The sequence below is a fragment of the Paenibacillus sp. GCM10023250 genome, assembly GCF_042653205.1.
Classification (GTDB): domain Bacteria; phylum Bacillota; class Bacilli; order Paenibacillales; family Paenibacillaceae; genus Paenibacillus_Z.
The window spans coordinates 53,785-73,057 of the sequence record NZ_JBHSHY010000002.1 but is presented as its reverse complement, the minus strand read 5'-3'; the positions used below and the strand labels follow the sequence as shown (position 1 = coordinate 73,057).

General features: G+C 63.2%; 15 protein-coding genes. 1 reads left to right on the top strand and 14 read right to left on the bottom strand.

Annotated elements, in window-relative coordinates; all coding sequences use genetic code 11:
- Nucleotides 1-37: 37 nt before the first annotated feature.
- The 11 genes from murG to mraZ all read right to left on the bottom strand — a co-directional run bounded on the left by murG (nt 38) and on the right by mraZ (nt 14,242).
- Nucleotides 38-1,144: an undecaprenyldiphospho-muramoylpentapeptide beta-N-acetylglucosaminyltransferase gene (murG, locus tag ACFPB1_RS03235; RefSeq protein ID WP_379221858.1), complete on the bottom strand. Its 1,107-nt coding sequence runs from the start codon at nt 1,142-1,144 to the stop codon at nt 38-40.
- Nucleotides 1,145-1,153: 9 nt separating this feature from the next.
- Nucleotides 1,154-2,251, bottom strand: a complete 1,098-nt coding sequence (gene spoVE / locus ACFPB1_RS03230; protein WP_379221856.1) for a stage V sporulation protein E — start codon at nt 2,249-2,251, stop codon at nt 1,154-1,156.
- A gap of 46 nt (nt 2,252-2,297) precedes the next feature.
- Entirely contained in the window at nt 2,298-3,734 is a 1,437-nt protein-coding gene (gene murD, locus ACFPB1_RS03225; RefSeq protein WP_379221853.1) for a UDP-N-acetylmuramoyl-L-alanine--D-glutamate ligase, read from the bottom strand.
- 154 nt (nt 3,735-3,888) lie between these two features.
- A complete protein-coding gene (gene mraY, locus ACFPB1_RS03220; protein WP_379221851.1) occupies nt 3,889-4,845 on the bottom strand; it encodes a phospho-N-acetylmuramoyl-pentapeptide-transferase in 957 nt (318 codons plus the stop codon).
- Between the two features lie 9 nt (nt 4,846-4,854).
- Nucleotides 4,855-6,267, bottom strand: a complete 1,413-nt coding sequence (locus ACFPB1_RS03215; RefSeq protein ID WP_379221849.1) for a UDP-N-acetylmuramoyl-tripeptide--D-alanyl-D-alanine ligase — start codon at nt 6,265-6,267, stop codon at nt 4,855-4,857.
- Nucleotides 6,267-7,757 carry a UDP-N-acetylmuramoyl-L-alanyl-D-glutamate--2,6-diaminopimelate ligase gene (locus ACFPB1_RS03210; protein WP_379221847.1) on the bottom strand — a complete coding sequence of 497 codons (1,491 nt, stop codon included), beginning with the start codon at nt 7,755-7,757 and terminating at the stop codon, nt 6,267-6,269. Before ACFPB1_RS03210 ends, ACFPB1_RS03215 begins: the two co-directional genes overlap by 1 nt.
- Before the next feature lie 104 nt (nt 7,758-7,861).
- Nucleotides 7,862-9,802, bottom strand: a complete 1,941-nt coding sequence (locus ACFPB1_RS03205; protein ID WP_379221845.1) for a stage V sporulation protein D — start codon at nt 9,800-9,802, stop codon at nt 7,862-7,864.
- A gap of 251 nt (nt 9,803-10,053) precedes the next feature.
- Nucleotides 10,054-12,309: a penicillin-binding transpeptidase domain-containing protein gene (locus ACFPB1_RS03200; protein ID WP_379221843.1), complete on the bottom strand. Its 2,256-nt coding sequence runs from the start codon at nt 12,307-12,309 to the stop codon at nt 10,054-10,056.
- A gap of 10 nt (nt 12,310-12,319) precedes the next feature.
- Complete coding sequence (locus tag ACFPB1_RS03195) at nt 12,320-12,712, bottom strand: cell division initiation protein (protein ID WP_379221841.1); 393 nt, start codon at nt 12,710-12,712, stop codon at nt 12,320-12,322.
- A 96-nt stretch (nt 12,713-12,808) separates the two neighbouring features.
- Nucleotides 12,809-13,744, bottom strand: coding sequence for a 16S rRNA (cytosine(1402)-N(4))-methyltransferase RsmH (gene rsmH, locus ACFPB1_RS03190; RefSeq protein WP_379221839.1), 936 nt, complete (start codon nt 13,742-13,744; stop codon nt 12,809-12,811).
- Nucleotides 13,745-13,804: 60 nt separating this feature from the next.
- Complete coding sequence (gene mraZ, locus ACFPB1_RS03185; protein ID WP_379221837.1) at nt 13,805-14,242, bottom strand: division/cell wall cluster transcriptional repressor MraZ; 438 nt, start codon at nt 14,240-14,242, stop codon at nt 13,805-13,807.
- A 287-nt stretch (nt 14,243-14,529) separates the two neighbouring features.
- Here mraZ and ACFPB1_RS03180 point away from each other — a divergent pair, with 287 nt between their 5' ends.
- The gene (locus ACFPB1_RS03180; RefSeq protein ID WP_379221835.1) at nt 14,530-14,793 is read left to right on the top strand and encodes a hypothetical protein; all 264 of its coding nucleotides are present in this window, start codon (nt 14,530-14,532) and stop codon (nt 14,791-14,793) included.
- Between the two features lie 56 nt (nt 14,794-14,849).
- Here ACFPB1_RS03180 and ACFPB1_RS03175 read toward each other — a convergent pair whose 3' ends face one another.
- From ACFPB1_RS03175 to bshC, 3 genes are all read right to left on the bottom strand, one after another.
- The gene (locus tag ACFPB1_RS03175; RefSeq protein ID WP_379221833.1) at nt 14,850-16,034 is read right to left on the bottom strand and encodes a DUF4349 domain-containing protein; all 1,185 of its coding nucleotides are present in this window, start codon (nt 16,032-16,034) and stop codon (nt 14,850-14,852) included.
- Between the two features lie 254 nt (nt 16,035-16,288).
- On the bottom strand, nt 16,289-17,557 hold the full coding sequence (locus ACFPB1_RS03170) for an adenosylhomocysteinase (protein ID WP_379221831.1): 1,269 nt from the start codon (nt 17,555-17,557) through the stop codon (nt 16,289-16,291).
- Between the two features lie 17 nt (nt 17,558-17,574).
- On the bottom strand, nt 17,575-19,206 hold the full coding sequence (bshC, locus tag ACFPB1_RS03165; RefSeq protein ID WP_379221829.1) for a bacillithiol biosynthesis cysteine-adding enzyme BshC: 1,632 nt from the start codon (nt 19,204-19,206) through the stop codon (nt 17,575-17,577).
- Nucleotides 19,207-19,273 lie beyond the last annotated feature (67 nt).

Here is a 19,273-nt window from a genome sequence, read left to right as displayed (position 1 = left end):
GAGGAGTGTGACAATCGCCCATTTGACAGGCACCGGGCTATTTCCCGGTCAATCGCCGCAATTCGCGCACGATGGCCGGCGCCGAATCCGGCTTGCCGAGCGCCTTCGCCGCCTCGCCCATTTCTTCATGGACGAGCGGATCGTTCATAATGCGGCCGATCCGGTCGAACAGGACCGCGCCGTTCAATTCGCGTTCGAGAATCATCTCCGCCGCCCCCGCTTCCGCCAGGCTCCGCGCATTCGCTTCCTGGTGGTTGTTCGTCACGTTCGGGGACGGGATGAGGATGGACGGCACGCCGAGCGCCGTCACTTCCGCCAGGGAAGACGCGCCGGACCGTCCGACGACGAGCCGCGAAGCGGCGAGCACCTCCGGCATCCGGTGCAGGTACGGCAGCACCTGCAGCTTGTCCGGCAGCTTCGGCGCCGCGGCTTCGATGCGGCTCTTCGTGCCCTCGTAATAGCTTTCGCCGGTCACAAACACAAAGTGGACGTCTGGCAGCCGCCCGAGGAGCGGCACCATGTCCACCATCACGTCGTTTATCGCTTTGGCCCCGCGGCTCCCGCCGACCAGCAGCACGATCCGGCTGCCCGGCGGAATGCCCAAGTGGGCAAAGCCTTGTCGTTGATCGGCGCGCGCGACGTTCGTCGCGCACGGATTTCCGGTATACAGCGTGCGGCTGGCCCGCCGGAACTGGTCCTCCGCCTCCGGAAAACTGACCGCGACGGTATCCGCGTACCGGGACAGAAACCGGTTGGTCAACCCGGCGATCGCGTTCTGCTCGTGGATCAGCGTCGGGATGCCGAGCTTGGCCGCCGCGTAAAGCACGGGGCCGCAGACGTAGCCGCCCGTGCCGACGACGGCGTCGGGCTTGAACGAACGGAGCAGCTGCTTGGAGCGGGCGACGCCCTTCAGAAACCGCATGACCGTCCGCACGTTCTCATATGACAACTTTCGTTTGAAGCCCGTGATTTCGACGGGTTCGAACGCAATCCCCTGCGCGGGGACGATACGGCTCTCGAGTCCCTTCGGGGATCCGATATAGAGCAGGGACGAATCCGGCGCCTCTTCCATGACCTGCTTGCCGATTGCGAGCGCAGGATAGATGTGGCCGCCGGTTCCCCCGCCCGACAGTACGATACGCATGATGATGCCTCACCTCGAAAATCGGGAAATATTAAGCAAGATGCCCAGCGCCGTCAGGAGCAGGGTCAGCGACGAGCCGCCGTAGCTGACGAGCGGCAGCGTGATGCCCGTGACCGGAAGCATGCCGATGACGACGCCGATATTAATGAAGACTTGTACGGCGACGATGCCGATGATCCCGACCGCCAGCAGGCTGCCGAACGAATCCGGCGCCGCGATCGCGGTACGCATCCCGCGCCAGAGCAGGATGCCGAACAGCAGGATGATGGCCGAGCCGCCGATGAAGCCGAGCTCTTCCGACAGAATCGAGAAAATAAAATCCGTTTGCGGTTCCGGCAAGTAGTTGAACTTCTGGCGGCTCATGCCGAGCCCCAGGCCGACGAGCCCGCCGGGCCCGATCGCGTACAGCGACTGGATCGACTGATAGCCGGCGCCGAGCGGATCGGCCCACGGATCGAGAAACGCCGTGATCCGCTGCAGCCGGTACGGCGCCGCGGCGATCAGGCCGACGAGGCCGGCGACGCCGACGAGGGCCAGCGAGCCCAGATGCCGAAGACGCGCGCCGGCCGTATAGATGATCAGAAGCGAAGCGCCGATCATGACCGCCCCCGTGCCAAGATCCGGCTGCAGCATGATAAGCCCGAACGCCAAGCCGAGAATGCCGAGCGGCGGCAGCAGTCCTTTCGCGAACTGCGTCACGGCCTGCTGCTTCTCCGCCAGCAGCTTGGCGAGGAAGATGACCATCGCCAGCTTCATGAATTCCGACGGCTGAATGCCGAAGGAGCTGATGCCGAGCCAGCTTCGCGCGCCGCCGCGAACGACGCCGACGCCGGGAATGAGCACGATCAGCAGCATGCCGAAGCAGACGAACAGCCCGAGCTTCGCCCACTTCTTCCAAATCCAATAATCCGCGTTCATCGTGGCGATCATGGCCCCGATCCCGAGCGCGGCGAACAGCAGCTGCCGTTTGACGTAATAGAACTTATCCCCGTAATCGTGAAACGCCAATACGGCGCTCGCGCTGTACACCATGATGAGACCGATGGCGAGAATGAGCAGAATCGCGATAATCATCCACATATCCGGGGCAGACCTGGCTTTGGCCATAGCGCAAAACACCTCTTGCAAGCGGAAGTAGGGACAAGCCCCCTACTTACAAGTTATGCGCCGATTCTTTAAAAATGCGCCCTCGGATCTCGTAGGACGAAAACATGTCCCAGCTCGCGCAAGCCGGCGAAAGAAGCACGGTATCGCCCGGCTCCGCGAGCGCGGCCGCTTCGCGGACCGCAAGGCGGAGGGTGCTCTCGGCGTCCTCCTCAGGTTCGACGAGTTTGACCGCCGTTAAACCTGCCTGACGCGCCACGTCCGCGATCTTGCCGCGCGTCTCGCCGAGCGCGACGACGGCCTTCACCCGGTCGCGGAAATGCGGCAGCAGCTCCCTGTAATCCGAGCCGCGGTCCAGCCCGCCCGCGATCAGCACGATCCGCGGCGGGAACGAACGCAGCGCGATGATCGCCGCGATCGGATTCGTCGCTTTGGAATCGTTGTAGTACGCCACGCCCGCATGCTCGCGGACGAACTCGAGGCGGTGCTCCACGCCGCGGAAGCGCCGCAGCGGCTCCGCCAGCGCGCCCGCGGACGCGCCGACGGCCAGGCAAGCCCCGATCGCGGCCAAGGCGTTGGCGGCGTTATGCCGGCCCGGAATGCCGAGCTCGGCTACGCCGACGATGTCGCGCTCGCCGCCTTCCCGGTCGCGCCAGACGATGCGGCGTTCGGCGCCGCCGTCCGGCTCCGCCAAGTCCGACGGGTACGGCGGCGTCACGCAGAGGCCGTAGTCCAGCTCGCACGTCGTCGAGAACGGGATGACCCGCGCGCCGAGCATGCCGGACGCCATCAGTTCGCGGCAGACGGCATCGTCGGCGTTCAGCACCGCCGTGTCGTCCTTGGTCTGGTTGGCGAACAGCTTCGCTTTCGAGGCGACGTAGTCGTCCATGTCGCCGTGATAGTCGAGATGCGTCTCGGCAATGTTCAGCAGCAGCGCGATCCGCGGCCGGAATTGACGCGTGCCTTTCAATTGGAAGCTGCTGAGCTCCGCGACGAGCCAATTGTCCGCTTCTGCCGCCTGCGCCGCTTCGCAGAGCGGCGTGCCGATGTTGCCGGCGACGATCGGCTTGAGCCCGGCGGCTTCGAGCATGTCGCCGATCCACGTCGTCGTCGTCGTTTTGCCGTTGGAGCCGGTGATGCCGATGATCGGCGCAGGCGACAGCAGGTACGCGACTTCGACTTCCGTCACGACCTCGATGCCGAGCTCGAGCGCCCGCGCGACGGGCGGCGACGAATACGGAATGCCCGGGTTCTTCACCACGAGCGCCGTCTCCGGCGTGATCAGCCCCTCCGGATGGCCGCCGCATAGAACAGAAACACCCAAAGCGTCCAGCTCGTCCGCTTCGGGGCATGATTGGCGATCCTTTTTATCGTTGACGGTGACGGACGCGCCCAGCTTATGGAACAGCTTAGCAACGCTCAGCCCGCTCTTGGCCAGGCCGAGCACGATCACCTGTTGATCCTTGTACAAGGATGGGTGTTTCATGGTTTCAGCTCCCTTTTGAATCCCCCCGCGGGCGGGGAACCGAGGGCTTTGCCCTCTGGACTCCCTTGTTAAACTTCTTTTTTTCAAATCACAAATCTAAGCGAGCGAAGACCCAAACCAACCGCAGGTCAGCGCCTTCTTCTCACCGCATTCCTCAACGCCCCAGGTACAGCCCGATGGCCGCGAACACCGCGCCGACGAACCAGAACACTGAGACGACCTTCCATTCGCCCCAGCCGGACAGCTCGAAGTGATGGTGGATCGGGCTCATTTTGAATATCCGCTTGCCGCGCAGCTTGAACGACCCGACCTGCAGAATGACCGAAAGCATCTCCAGTACGAAGACGCCGCCGATGATGACCAGCAGGATTTCCGTCTTCGTCAGGATGGCGACTGCCGCCATGCCGCCGCCGATGCCGAGCGACCCGGAGTCGCCCATGAACACCTTCGCCGGATGCGCGTTGAACACGAGGAAGCCGAGCAGCGCGCCGATCATCGTCGCCGAGAAGATCGCCGATTCGTGCTCGCTCGCGTGCAGTGCCAGGATCGCGAACGCCGCGAACGCCACGGCGCCTGTCCCGCCGAGCAAGCCGTCCACGCCGTCCGTGAAGTTGACCGCGTTCGTCGTGGCGAACAGCATGATGACGACGAACGGATAATAGAACCAGCCGAAGTCGATGGCCGTCGCCGTGCCCGGAATGCCGATGACGGTGCTGTGATGCATCTGATGAAGAAGAACGCAGATGATGACCGAGAACAAGAGCTGGCCGAACAGCTTCTGGAACGCCGTCAAGCCGAGCGAGCGCTTGAACGCGATTTTGATATAATCGTCGAGAAACCCGACCAAGCCGAAGCCCAGGCACGCGATGAGCAGCACCCAAAACTCGTTCGTCTTGTCGGAAAATTTCAGAAACGAAAGCAGCACCGCGAGCAGGATGATGATGCCGCCCATCGTCGGTGTACCCTTCTTCTTCAAGTGGCTCTGCGGGCCTTCCTCCCGGATCTGCTGGCCGAACTTCAGCCTTCGCAGCAGCGGGATGAACAGCGGCGCGAACAAGACCGACAGCAGGAACGATGCGCCGATCGATAGTAAAATGACCTTAACGTCCATAATTCACCTCTATGCCTCGCGCTGCAGGGCATGGACGATCTCTTCCATGCGCATGCCGCGCGAGCCTTTCACCAATACGAGATCTTCCGGCGCGAGCCGCGCCAGCAGCCATTCCGCGAGCGCCGCCTTGTCATCGAATGCGCGGACTTGCTCCTCGCCGCCATCCGCAGGGAACTGCTTCGCGGCCGAGGCCGCCGTCTGCCGCGACAGCGGGCCGAACGTAAGCACGGCATCCGCCTTCGCCGGCGTCACGTACGCGCCGACTTCGCCGTGCATCTCGAGCTCCCGCGGGCCGAGCTCCAGCATGTCGCCGAGCACGAGCCATTTGCGCCGGTAGCCGGTCAGACCGGCGACGAGATCGATCGCCGCCCGGACCGAGGTCGGGCTGGCGTTGTACGCGTCGTTCAGCACCAAGGCGCCGTTCAGCGCCCGTCCCGGCTCGATGCGCATCGCGGTCAGCTTCAAGCCCTCGAAGCCTTGCCGGATGACGGCCGCCGGCACGCCGAGCCGCGTCGCCGCGGCGATGGCCGCAAGCGCGTTCGAGACGTTGTGCCGGCCCGCGGCCGGCAGCTCTACGCGCTGCAGCTCAGCTTCGCCCCGGACATCGAACCGCGACGACGTCGCGTCGACGTCGATGCCCTCGGCGACCCAGCGGCTGCCCGCTTCGAGGCCGAACGTCTGCACCTCGACGCCGTCCGGCAACCGCGCCGAGCGGATGCCTTCGGCCAGCAGCGGCTCGTCCCCGTTCATGATCAGCAGGCCGCCCGGCCGGAGGCCGGCGACGATCTCCAGCTTCGCCTTCGCGATGCCGGCCCGCGAGCCGAGCTGCTCCATGTGCGAATCGCCGATGTTCGTGATGATCGAGATGTCCGGCTTGGCCAGCCGGGTCAGAAAATCGATCTCGCCGAACTCGCTCATCCCCATCTCGAGCACGACGGCGCCGCAGCTCTCGTCCAGCTCCAGCACGGTCAGCGGCAAGCCGAGATGATTGTTCAGATTGCCGGCCGTTTTATGTACCCGGTACGCCCCGGACAGGACGGCCGCGACCATGTCCTTCGTCGTCGTCTTGCCGTTGCTGCCCGTGACGCCCACGACGCGCAGGTCGAGCTCGTCCCGGTAATTCGCGGCCAGCCGCTGCAGCGCCGCCACCGTGTCGTCGACGAGGATCAGCGGCGCTGCCGACAGCGCGTCCGGCACCGCCTTGCTCCGCTCCCACAGCGCCCCGCCCGCGCCGGCTTCCAGGGCGGCCCCGACGTAATCGTGGCCGTCCACGCGCTCGCCCCGAATCGGAACGAACAGCATGCCCGGCTGAATCGTGCGCGTATTAATGGAGACGCCGGCGATCGCGGCGTCTCCCCGGTTATCGTTCAACACCGTGCCGCCGCAGAGGGCGGCAATCGCGTTTAATGGTCGTTTTATCACTATGAAAGACTCCTTATCGCTTCTTTGGCCACCTCGCGGTCGTCAAAGTCGTATTTGACGCCTTGCACGTCCTGATACGTCTCATGGCCCTTCCCCGCAATTAATACTACATCGCCGCGGCGAGCCATTTCAACCGCTTTTTGAATCGCCGCGCGCCGGTCCGCCAGCAGCTCGTAGCGGTCCTGCGCCACGCCGTCCGCCAGCAGGCCGGCCTCGACGTCGGCCAGGATCTGCAGCGGATCCTCCGTCCGCGGATTGTCCGAGGTGACGAAGCTATAATCCGCATACCGCGCGGAGATGCGGCCCATCAGCGGACGCTTCGTCCGGTCGCGGTCGCCGCCGCAGCCGAACACGCAGAGCACCCGGCCCGCGGCGAATTCCTTGACCGCCTTGAGCACGTTCTCGAGTCCGTCCGGCGTATGCGCGTAATCGACGATGACCGCGAACGGCTGGCCTGCTTCGACGGCTTCGACGCGTCCGGGCACGCCGGGCACCGCTTCGAGGCTCGCCTTGACGTGCCGCAGCGGAATGCCCTCGATGAGCGCGGCGCTGATCGCCCCGAGCGCGTTGTAGACGTTGTACTTGCCGACCATGCGCAGCGTGATGTCGGCCGAGCCGGCGAACGTCTCCGCCCGAAACGCCGTCCCGCGCGCCGTCATGCGCACGTTCGATGCCCGCACGTCGGCGTCGCGCTCGATGCCGTACGTGACGACCTCGGCGGCCGTGGCGTCGGCATAGCCGGGCGAGGCGGGATCGTCCGCGTTCAGCACCGCGAAGAGCCGGTCCTCCGGCGACGCGGCGAACTCATTGCCGAGCCGGCTGAAGAGCAGCCCCTTCGCCGCCGCGTACCGTTCCATCGTCTGATGATAATCGAGGTGGTCCTGCGTCAGGTTCGTGAAGATGGCCGTGCGGTACCGGCAGCCTTTCACCCGGCCCTGCTCCAGCGCGTGCGAGGATACTTCCATCACGCAGTAGTCCGTGCCCGCTTCCGCCATCGCGTCCAGGGAGCGCTGCAGCTCGAGCGCCTCCGGCGTCGTGCCCGACATCGGCACCGCGCGGTCCGCGTAGCGCATCTCGACCGTGCCGATAACGCCGGGCGAGTGGCCCGCATCCTTCAATATCCGCTCGATGAGGTACGTCGTCGTCGTCTTGCCATTCGTGCCCGTCACGCCGATCAGCTTCAGCCGGCGGCTGGGCTGGCGGTAATAATAATCCGCGATGACGGCCATCGCGTGGCGGCCGTCCTTCACGATGATTTGCGGTACCGGAGACGGCAGCTCGAGCAGCCGTTCGGCCACGATTGCCGAGGCGCCGTTCGCCACGGCCTGCGCGGCATAATCGTGCCCGTCGACCCGATGGCCGCGCAGGCAGATGAACAGCGTGCCCGGACCGGCTTGGCGGGAGTCGATTTCGACGCCCGACAGCTCCGTTTCCCCTTCCCCGACAAGGACTGCCGTAAGCAGCAGTGAAGCCAACTCTTTCACCCGCATCGCTCTGGTCCCCTCCCATGAGCAGTTGGAAGACCGCGCGGGCCGTTTCCGGCGGCGCTTCGCGCGGCGCTATGCCTACGATCGCAACTTACTACTCATTATAGTCAGGGACTTTCGCTTTCATCATTGTCTTTGGCTAAATATATGCGGATGGTTGACCCTCTGTCGACGCGCGTGCCGGCTGCGGGCGACTGCCGGATGACGGTGTCGCCGCTGCCCGCGGACGCCAGGTTGAAATTCATGTTCAAATCTTCATAAATATCGGATACGGTCTTGCCGACGAGATTCGGCACGGTGACGATCGGCGTCTCGCCGTACTTGTACTCCTTGTTGAGCTGCTTCGTGCTCGGCTGCACGCCCATGTACGGCAGCGCGTCCGCCAAAATGTTGTGCACGATCGGCGCCGCCACGACGCCTCCGAATTGAATGCCCTGCGGGTTGTCGACCGCGACGTACACGACGATCTTCGGATCGTCCGCGGGCGCGAAGCCGACGAACGAGACGATGTGCTCGTTGGGCGAGTAGCGGCCATTGATGACCTTTTGCGCTGTCCCCGTCTTGCCGCCGACGCGGTAGCCGTCGATGAACGCGTTGCGGCCGGTGCCCTTCGCGACGACGCTTTCCAGCGCGTTGCGCACTTGGGCGCTCGTATTCTCGGAGATGACCTTGCGGACGGCTTCGGGCTCGACCGTGCTGACCGTTTCGCCGGTGTCGGGGTTGATCCAGTCCTTCGCGACGTGGGGCTTGTAGAGCGTCCCCCCGTTGACCGTGGCCGACACGGCGGCGATCTGCTGAATCGGGGTCACCGAGACGCCTTGGCCGAACGACGTCGTGGCGAGCTCGACCGGGCCGACCTGATTCAGCTTGAACAGGATGCCGTTCTCTTCGCCGCCGAGATCGATGCCCGTCTTCTTGCCGAAGCCGAAGTTTTTAATATACTCGAAAAGCTTTTCTTTGCCAAGCCGGTTGCCCAGCGCGACGAAGCCGGGGTTGCACGAATTTTGCACGACCTCGAGGAACGTCTGGCTGCCGTGGCCGCCCTTCTTCCAGCAGCGCAGCCGCGCGCCGCCGATTTCGACCGCTCCCGGGTCGAAGAAATGGTCCTGCGTCAGGTTGACCTTACCTTCCTCGAGCGCGGCGGCCAGCGTGATGATCTTGAACGTGGAGCCCGGCTCGTACGTCATCCAGATCGGCAGGTTGCGGTTGTAGATTTGCTGATCGACTTCCTTATACTTGGACGGATCGTAGGTCGGCCGGCTGGCCATGCCCAATATCTCGCCGTTGTTCGGATCCATCGCGATCGCGATGATGTCGTCGGGATTGAGCTTGACCATCGCCTGATCGAGCTCGCGCTCCATGATCGTCTGGATCTGCTTGTCGATCGTCAGCTCCAGGTTGAGCCCGTCCTTCGGCGCGGTATACGTGTCGGAGGAGCCCGGCATCAGGTCGCCCTTGGCATCGGAGAGGAACGAAACGTTGCCGTTGATGCCCTGCAGCAGCGCGTCGTACTTGGCTTCGATGCCCGTCAGCCCTTGATTGTCGATGCCGGTAAAGCCGAGCACATGGGACGCGAAGCTGCCGAACGGATAGTACCGCTTGTTATCCTCCGCGACGACGATGCCCGGGAGGTTCAAATCCTTGATCTGCTGCGCCTTGTCCGTCGTGATTTTGCGGCCGCCGGGCTTCAGGTATACGATCAGCTGCTTCTTCGTGATCGTCTGGAACACCGTGTCCTCGGCCATGTCCAGCACGCCCGACAGCTTGGCCGCCGTCTCGCGCGCGTCCTTCACTTGCGCCGGGATTGCCATGATGGTCGGCGAACTAATATTATACGCAAGCACGCTGCCGTTTCGGTCCATGATCTCGCCGCGCTTGGCCGCGAACGGAATCTCCCGCCGCCACGAATCTTCCGCCCGGGCAGCGAGCTCCTCGCCCTTCCACAGCTGCACGTACCCAAGCCGGACGGCCAAAAGCCCGAACGCGAGAACGCCAATGAGAAGCGCCGTGAACAGCCGGCGCCTGATCGTTACGCTGGAAACTTTCATCTGTCATCCCCCCGAAAGGCTCGTAAAACGGGAACGTTCGTCCAACCGTCTCCTATTCCAAGCCTATTCGGACGAGCGTGGGGTTAGAACAAGCTCCCGCGTCCACAAAAAACGCCGCGCCGTCCGACGGGGACGGCGCGGCTGCCGGTGGATGACCGCGCTGCTGTTTGTCCGGCCGGCACTTAGCCAAGCCGCCGATGCCGATGCCGGGCAGGATCTCGGGTGCCGGGCGTCAAGCCCTCGGCGCCGGGCTAACCGCCAGCGCCCGGCTTGCCGTCGCCGCCGGCTTGGCCGCCGCCATCCGTCCCGCCGTCGCCGTCCGTCCGGCCGCCGTCTTCGCCGGCGTTCGGTTCGGGCTGGCGCAGCATGTCCTCGTCCGGCGGCGTCAGGTTGAGCAAGAGCACCGGCTTGCCGTTTAGCTTCGCCTGCGACTGCGACTTGACGAAGCCTTCACCGTTCGCGACGCACTGGATGCCGAGGTTCGAGCACATCTGCATGGCGTCGCGCAGCGGCATGCCGCTCATGTTCGGCGTCGTCAGCTTGCTCTGCTCCTGCGTGAGCAGGAAGATCTTCTGGTCCGGCCCGACCGCCGCTCCGGCTTTCGGAATCTGCTTCAGGACTGAAGCGCCCGTGCCGACGACCGTGTAGCCGAGCTTCTTGGCCTCCAGCAGCTGCTTCGCCTGCGCGAGCGGCTTCTCCGTCACGTCCGGCACCGGCACCGTCTGCTCCTGAGCCGGATTGCTGGCGGCACTGCCCTGCTCGATAGTCGGCCGCACGCCGAGATGCTTCAAGCTCTGCTGCATGATCTGCTTGAAGATCGGCGCGACCGCCGAGCCCCCGGACGCGAGCCGGTCGTTCGGCTCGTCCATGACGATGTAGAGCACGACCTTCGGATTGCCGACCGGCGCGAAACCGATGAACGAAAGCACGTACTTGTCTTCCGCGTATTTGCCGTTGATAACCTTCTGGGCCGTACCGGTCTTGCCGGCGACCCGGTAGCCTTCGATGTAGGCGTTGCGGCCGGAGCCGATCTTCTGGTCGGATACGACCTGCTCCAGGAATTCGTCGACCTGGCTAGCTGTGTGCTCCGTCACGACCTGGCGGACGACCTTTGCCGGGAAGACGGTTTTCTTCTTCGTGACCGGATCGTCGATCTCTTTCACGAGATGCGGCTCGAGCAGCTTGCCGCCGTTCGCGACGGCCGCCACCGCGGCCACTTGCTGGATCGGCGTTACCTGCACCTTGCCTTGGCCGAAGGCGGCCGTCGCGTACTCCACCGGATACACCGGATTGACCGAGCCGGCGATTTCGCCGCCGAGCTCGATGCCTGTCTTCTTGCCGAAGCCGAAAGCGTTGATGTAGCTCATCAGCTTGTCCGGCTTCAAGCCTTCGTAGCCGAGCTTGACGAACTCGACGTTACTGGAGCGCTTCAAACCTTCCAGGAACGTGATCGTTCCCCAGTTTTGATGGATGTCGTGGATCGTGCCGCCCGGGACCTTAATGGAACCGGACTTGTACAGCGTATTCGGATTAAACAGCCCTTCCTGCACGGCGCCGGCGAGCGTGACGATCTTGAACGTCGAACCGGGCTCGTACAGCGACTTGATGGCATGATCGTAGAAATTCGCCTGCGGGAAGGTCCAATACGCGTTCGGATTGAAATTCGGCAGGTTCGCCATGCCGAGAATGTCCATCGTCTCCGGATCCGCGGCGATCGCCGTGATGCTCTTCGGCTGATACTTGTCGTAGGCTTCCTTGATCGCGTCCTCGATATAGTGCTGGATGTCGTCGTCGATCGTCAGCGTGACGTTCTTGCCGTCCACCGCCGGTTTCATGTCGACCGTGCCGTTGTCGATAATGACGCCGTTGCCGTCGCGCTCGTATTTGATCGAGCCTTCCGTGCCCCGCAGCTGATCGTCGAGCGCCGCCTCGAGCCCCATGACGGCGTTCCCTTCCTTGTCTTCGTAACCGATGACGTGGGATGCGAGCGACTGCTTCGGATAGAAGCGCTTCTTCTGGTCGATCAGATAGATGCCGACGTCCTTCTCCTTCGTCTGCTCGATCAGCTGGTCGCGAAAGCGGACGATGCGGTCGGCCACGTCCTTGTCGATCTTCCAGCCTTCCTTCCGAACCTCCCGCTGCTCGTAATAGTCGCCGTTCGGCTTCTTCGCTTCGACAATGTCGCGCAGCGAGCTCTTGGACTTGCCGAGCACCGTGTTCAGCTTGTTGACGATGACGTCCTCCAGCTTCAGCTGGTGGATGATCTTCGGGTTCACGGCCACCGTATACGCCGCCACGTCCATGGCGAGCACGTTGCCGTTGCGGTCCGTGATCGTGCCGCGCACCGGTACGAGCGTCTCCGACCGCGACCAGACCTCCTTCGCCTTCTCCGTCCAAAAATCCGCCTTCACGACCTGCACCCAATAGATGCGCCCCACGAGGAAAACAAAAAGGAGGGTTATTATCCCTCCGACCAGCAGCGTGCGTAGTTTGATCCGTTTCGTCATGGCCGTTCACCTAATTCGAAGCGACGGGCGCGCCGCCCTCGGTCTGCACCTGAATGCGATCGTCGCTCATCACGTAGCCGTGTTGGGCGGCTTTCTCCTTCAGCACCTTCGGGTCGTTCGCGATTTCGCGCTTCGAGATCAGGTCGTCGATCTGCAGCTGCATCTGCGCCTGCTGCTTCGTCAGCGTCGTAATCTTTTGTTCCATCTGATAGATTTGCGCGTAGCGGAAAATAATGACGCCGGCCACGACGACGCAGCAGAGAATCGTGAACAGGTACAGCAGCTTCTCCTGTACCGGAATCGATCTTCGTTTGACGACGACTTTCTTCGTCTCGCGGTACGAAGGCTTCTGCTCCGGCTTTCGCTTCGGCTGCAGGGCCAGGTTTCCATTCATATAAGCCATTGGCGTTCCTCTCTCTCCTCATGGTTCGTTCTATCGCGTTCGTACGGGGACCCTCTCTATAGGCCGATACGATGAGTGTCTTGTAGGAAAAGTAAGTTACAGTCTTTCGGCGATGCGCAGCTTCGCGGATCGCGCCCTCGGATTTTGCTCCAGCTCCGCCTCGCTCGGCACGATCGGCTTGCGGGTGATCAGTTTCAGCTTCCCGTCGCCGCCGCCGCAGACGCACATCGGAAAATCCGACGGGCATGTGCATTTCCCGACAAATTTCGCGAACGTTTGCTTGCAAATCCGATCTTCGAGCGAATGGAACGTGATGACAGATGCCCGTCCGCCTGGCTTGAGCACGTCGACCGTCTGCTCCAGCGCCGTTTCTTCCGCGCCGAGCTCGTCGTTCACCGCGATGCGCAGCGCCTGGAACGTGCGCTTCGCCGGGTGCGGGCCCGTGCGCCGCGCGGCCGCCGGGATGCCGGACTTGATGATCTCGACCAGCGCGCCGGTCGTCTCGATCGGGGCTTGTTCCCGCGCCGCGATGATTTTGCGGGCGATCGACCGGGCGAATTTCTCTTCGCCGTAATTCGTGATGATTCGGGAAATTTCCCGTTCGTCCCAGCCGTTCACGATATCGTGCGCCGTCAGCATGCCGTCCTGATCCATGCGCATGTCGAGCGGCGCGTCGTGATTGTAGCTGAAGCCGCGTTCGCCTTCGTCGAGCTGCGGGCTCGAGACGCCGAGGTCGAACAAAACGCCGTCCACGCCGTCGATGTCCAATTCGCGAAGCACGTTCGCCAAGTAGCGGAAATTGCTTTTGACCAGCGTTACCTGCGCCATGTAGGGCGCCAATCGGAGCTTCGCGTTGTCGTGCGCCCAATCGTCCTGATCCAGCGCGATCAAACGTCCGCCCGGCCCAAGCCGAGAAGCGATGAGCTCGCTGTGACCGGCTCCGCCCAAGGTGCAATCCACGTAAATGCCGTCCGGCTTGATCGCGAGACCGTCAACCGCTTCTTCCTTGAGCACCGTTATATGTTGAAACATGCTGTTATCCTCCCGGCTCTAAGGTCGCCGGCCCGCGGGCTTGCGTGCCCCGGGCTCCGGCTAAAAGTTAAAATCAAAATCCACCAGCTTCTCCGCGATCTCGTTGAACGTCTCCTCGGATTGCTTGAAGTAGCTTTCCCAGATCGGCTTGCTCCAAATTTCCACCCGGTTCGATACGCCAAGCACGATGCAATCCCGTTCCAGCTTGGCATAGTCGCACAGCGTATTGGGCAAGTTTACCCTTCCCTGTTTATCCAGCTCGCATTCGGTCGCGCCGGAGAAGAAGAACCGCGAGAACGCCCGCGCGTCCGACTTCATCATGGGCAGCGACTTCAGCTTCTGCTCGAGCTGGCTCCACTCGCTGAGCGGGTAGACGAACAAACAGTTGTCGAGCCCGCGGGTGACGACAAATTGGTCGCCGAGCTGTTCGCGAAATTTAACGGGGATAATGATGCGGCCTTTGTCGTCGATGCTGTGTTGAAATTCGCCCATGAACATGCGACCGCTCCACCTCTCCCCCTAATTCCGCCACTTGGCCCCACTTTCCACCACTTGAGTTCATGTATTCGCCACCCGGAAAGCAATTCCTGCTCAAGGCCCATGATTTCCGTAAATATTTTATGGGATTAATCTTGTTACGATTTTGATACCTTTTTCCCTTGACGTTCGTGTACACTGGAAATCGGATCCTTGCGCCGGCATACCGGCCGCAATTGGCAGCGTCCCTCCCTATCCGGCGGACGCCGCCTCTCACCGGAACGATTACCAAAGGAGGCACGCCAGCAATGAACGGCACTACCGCCTTGCACGATACGATCAGCCTGCTCCGCGGCGTCGAGCATTACTGCTTCCAGGTCGCCTATTACTTGCTCGGCAATGATCTGGATGCGGCCGAAGCAGGCAAAAACGCGCTGCTCGCGCTCGCCCGCGACCGCCGTTTCCTAGACGGCGGCGAGGACGAGCGGAAGCGCCTGGCCAAATCCGCCGCAGTCGCCTGCGCCATGAAGCGCGCCGGGGCAGCGGCGGCAGCAGCCCAAAAAAGCGGGTAGCCCCGGCCGTTATACGACCGGGGCTGCCCGCTTCTACTCCTAATTCCTCGAATCCGCTACGATGAACGATCTTCGCCGCCGTCCGGTCCCGAGCCTTCCGCGGCTTGCCGGACTTCCGGCACTTGCGAGGCTTCCGGGAGACGGCTCGCCGCTCCCGGATCCGCTCCTGCCCGCGCGGCCGCCCGGCCGGCGGCCTTTCGCCGGCCGCTCCGGTAGAACGCATAACACGGAACGGCGATGATCGCGATGACCGCCAATACCGGAAGCGCGCCGGCCGCGAACACGACGATGCCTTGCGCGGCGGCGAACAGCGCTTTCAAGCTGCTTTCGGCAGCGTCCGACACCCGCTCCCCGAACCCGCGCTCCGCCGGATTTGCCTTCACGTCCGCCTCCACCGTCTCGTACATCCGCAGATCGATCGTCGAAAAGGCGACGTTCGCGTCCAGATAGCGGATCCTTCCTTTAATTTGCTCGATCTCCGTCTGCACGTCCCCGAGCTGCTGCGAGATTTGCAGCAGGTCCGCCGTCTTCGTCGCCTTCGCCATGAAGTCGAGCAGCCGCGCTTCGACAACTTGCCTCGCCTTCAGCCTGGCCCCGAGGTCGACGTACTCCTGCGTCACGTCCGTGCCTTGCGCGCTGCTCTGATAGCTGAGATGCTCGATCTTCTCCAGGCCGGCGAGGAAGCCGTCGAAGCCGGTCGCCGGTACCTTGATCGTAAACGTGCCGCCCCGCTCCGCCGACGTCTTCTGGTCCGCGAACTTCAGCAGATAACCCCCGGACAGATGAATGAGGTCCCGAAGCTTCGTCTGCGCCGCGTCGTACGCCTCGACTTCCATCGTGATATTGCCGCGGTAAACGATTTTGCGGTCGATCGGCTCGCCCGCAGCACCGCTCTCGCCCGATCCGGCTGCCGCACCGCCCAGCTGCGTGCCGGCTTCCGAAGAGCCGGCCGCGTTCGATTGCGCCTCTGCTGCCACGCCTGCCGATGCCGCCGTATCCGCCGTCGCGGACGAGTTCGCTGACGACGTCAGCGCCTTGCCGTCGTCGCTGGCCGCGTCGGCATTCCCCGCGTCGGCGAGTGCCGCCGACTCCGTCGCGGCCGTGTTGCTTGCATTCCGATTCGCTGCCGAACAGCCGGCCAGCATGCCCGCAAGCAAGGCCGCAGCCATTAGGCCCGCCCACCATTTCGCGTCCGTTCTCCGTTTTCCCGCGTCGCGTTGCCGATTCCGTTTCCGTTTCATCCGCACGCCCCCCTGCTTTATATTTGTTCGCGAGCGATGATGGCTTTCCGTGCTCGACCGCAGGATCGAACAGGCTCCTTCATCGCTTCGCGCCTTCCCACTTCCCAAACGCGGAAAAGCTTCCAAATGTTGCAAATCAGTTCTGGGCGCAATCAGTCCGTAAACGCAAAAAAGGAGCCGCTTCTCAAGGAAGGGCTCCCGCCAAGTGATGCTTATGCTTCTACTGCGCAATTTAGGCGCGAAACGCGCGCTTCTTAATGTGCCTGCCAGCTGTCGAGGTACGTCTTCTGCTCGTCCGTCAGCTTGTCGATGCCCGTGCCGAGCGCTTCCAGCTTGTAGCGCGCGACCTGCTCGTCGAGCTCGTACGGCACGTTCACGACTTTGGCGCCGACCGCCTCGTAGCGGTCGTTGACATACTTGAGCGACATCGCCTGCAGCGCGAACGTCATGTCCATGATTTCCGCCGGATGGCCGTCGCCCGCGGCGAGGTTCACGAGCCGGCCTTCCGCCAGCAGGTAGATGTTCCGTCCGTCCTGCATGCGGAATTCCTCGATGTTGCGGCGCACGACGCGCTTGGAGACGGACATCGCCTCGAGTTCCGGCTTGTTCACTTCCACGTCGAAATGGCCGGCGTTGGACAAGATCGCGCCGTCCTTCATGACTTCGTAATGCTCCCCGCGAATGACGTCGCGGTTGCCGGTGACGGTGACGAAGAAGTCGCCGAGCTTCGCCGCTTCGCGCATCGGCAGGACGGTGAAGCCGTCCATGTACGCCTCGACGGCGCGAATGGCATCGATTTCCGTCACGACGACTTGGGCGCCGAGCCCTTTCGCGCGCATCGCCACGCCTTTGCCGCACCAGCCGTACCCGACGACGACGACCGTTTTGCCCGCGACGACGAGGTTCGTCGTCCGGTTGATGCCGTCCCAGACAGACTGGCCCGTGCCGTAACGGTTGTCAAACAAATATTTGCAGTACGCGTCGTTCACCGCGACCATCGGGAACTTGAGCGAGCCGTCCTTCTCCATCGCCTTCAGCCGGATGATGCCCGTCGTCGTCTCCTCGGCACCGCCGCGAAGATTCGCCATCAGGTCGGGGCGCTCCGCGTGCAGGATGGTGACGAGGTCGCCGCCGTCGTCGATGATCAGGTCTGGCTTCGTTTCCAGCGCTCTGATCAGGAGCGCCTTGTATTCCTCGGGCTCCGGGTTGTATTTGGCGTAGACGGTGATGCCGTCCTCAACCAACGCGGCGCAGACGTCGTCCTGCGTCGACAGCGGGTTGCTGCCCGTGATCGTCACGTCAGCCCCGCCGGCCTGCACAACCTTCGCCAAGTAAGCCGTCTTCGCCTCCAAGTGCAGCGAGATCGTCACCTTCAGCCCCTTGAACGGCTGCTCCCGCTCGAACTGCTCCCGAATCCGGTTCAGCACGGGCATATGCGCCGCGACCCAATCGATCTTCAACCGGCCATCCGGCGCCAGCGCCATATCGCGCACGATGCTCTCTTGCTTGGCCTTCCCAGTCATGATCCTCTTCCCTTCGCTCATAAAAAAATCAAATAATGGCCTCCGGACCGATCGTACGGCGCTTCCAGCAGCTTCTCCAGCCACGCCGCCCCGAAGCGGTTCCAGAAGTCCGCCATGTTCAGCACCCGTTCCTGAGGACCGCCTTCCGGCCACAGCGCAAGCGCGACCCCGTCCTGCTGACGCAAGGCGGCGTCGAAGCGGCGTGCGTGCGCTTCCTTCGTCCGCTTCTCCAAATAAGCGATCTGGTCCAAAATGCGGCGCAAATTGTTCGCGGAGAGCTCTTCGAGCCCCTTCTCCACCGAAGCGGACAACCGCATGACCGGCGCGTACAACGCTTCGAACCGCGCGCCCGCTTCGGCGAAGCAGTCCTCGATGCCGAGCTCGTCGCGCTCCTTCAGCCAAGCTTCGCGCCGGTCGGCGTAACGGTGCACGACGTCGTCGAAGGAGAGTCCGTACTTGGCCATCTGCTTCTCCGTCGCGGCGTCCACCAGCGTATACGACATCCGCGGCAGAATCAGCGGCATTTCCATGCCCATGGTGCGGAACGCTTCGCCCGTCAGCGTCCAATAGGCGATCTCGCCCGGACCGAGCACGGCGCCGAGCACGGGCAGCAGGTAATCCTGCATGAGCGGCCGCGTCAGCACGTTGTTGCTGAGCCGCTGCGGTTCTTCCGCGGCGATCCGCAGAAGCTCGGCGCGCGTCAGGCGGCACGTCTCTTTGCGGTTGCGGAAGCTTCCGTCCGTTTCCTTATACAGCAGCGTCCGTTCGTCCTCGAACACGAACAGGTTCGCGCAGCCGTCGGCGACGTCCGCCGACGGCGCGAAGCCCAGCTCGCGCAGCGCCGCTTCGGACCGCTTGTACGCCGCTTCGAGCTCGTCGTTGCGCTCGATCATCGCCGTAAACATCGGCGCTTCGAGCCCGCGGATGCCGGCATCGTCGGAATCCAGCAGGACGAGGCCCTGCTTCCCGAAGAGCCAGCTCATGACGGCGGCAAACCAGCCGGACAGATTGTCGTGATCCGCCGCGAAGCGGCTCAGCGCGTCCAGCAGCTCGCGCTTGAACTCGCTGTCCGGCAGGACGGCGCCGAGCCGCTGCATCGCCTCCGCCATCGCCGGCTTCGCCAATTTCGTACGGCTGACCGACGTACGGCCTCCCGATGGACGGTCGATCGCGACGCGAACGAGCTTGTCTTCGGCGGCGCGGACGTAGGCATGGTTGGCCTCGTCCCAATCGTGGTCCTCGCCCGCGATCCAGAACACGGGCACCACGTGCCTGCCCGTCAATCCGGATGCTTCCCTGGCCGCGTTGATCGCGGTCACGGCTTTATGCAGGACGAGCAACGGTCCCGTCCATAATCCGGCCTGCTGGCCGGTGACGACGACCGGAGCGCCCGAGCGGATCGCTTCGATGTTCGCCAGGACGGCGGGCGCGGCATTCATTCGTTTATTGTACGCCAGCAGCGCATCTGCCAGACGTTCGGGCTGAACGCGTTTGTCCCCATGCGCTTCCAGCCAGTTCATGCGACGGTGCCAATGCGATTCTTCCGCGGGGTGGCTGCCGAACAACGCCTCCACGCCGGGATGGCTTCGCTTCGCGTAAGCCTCGGCGAGCGGCTGTCCGAACGGCAGTTGGACCGGTTCTGTTCTCATCAACAGTCTCTACCTTCTTTTCTCCGGTATACAAGCTCTATAATGACGTGCGTTTTTCTCATTCATT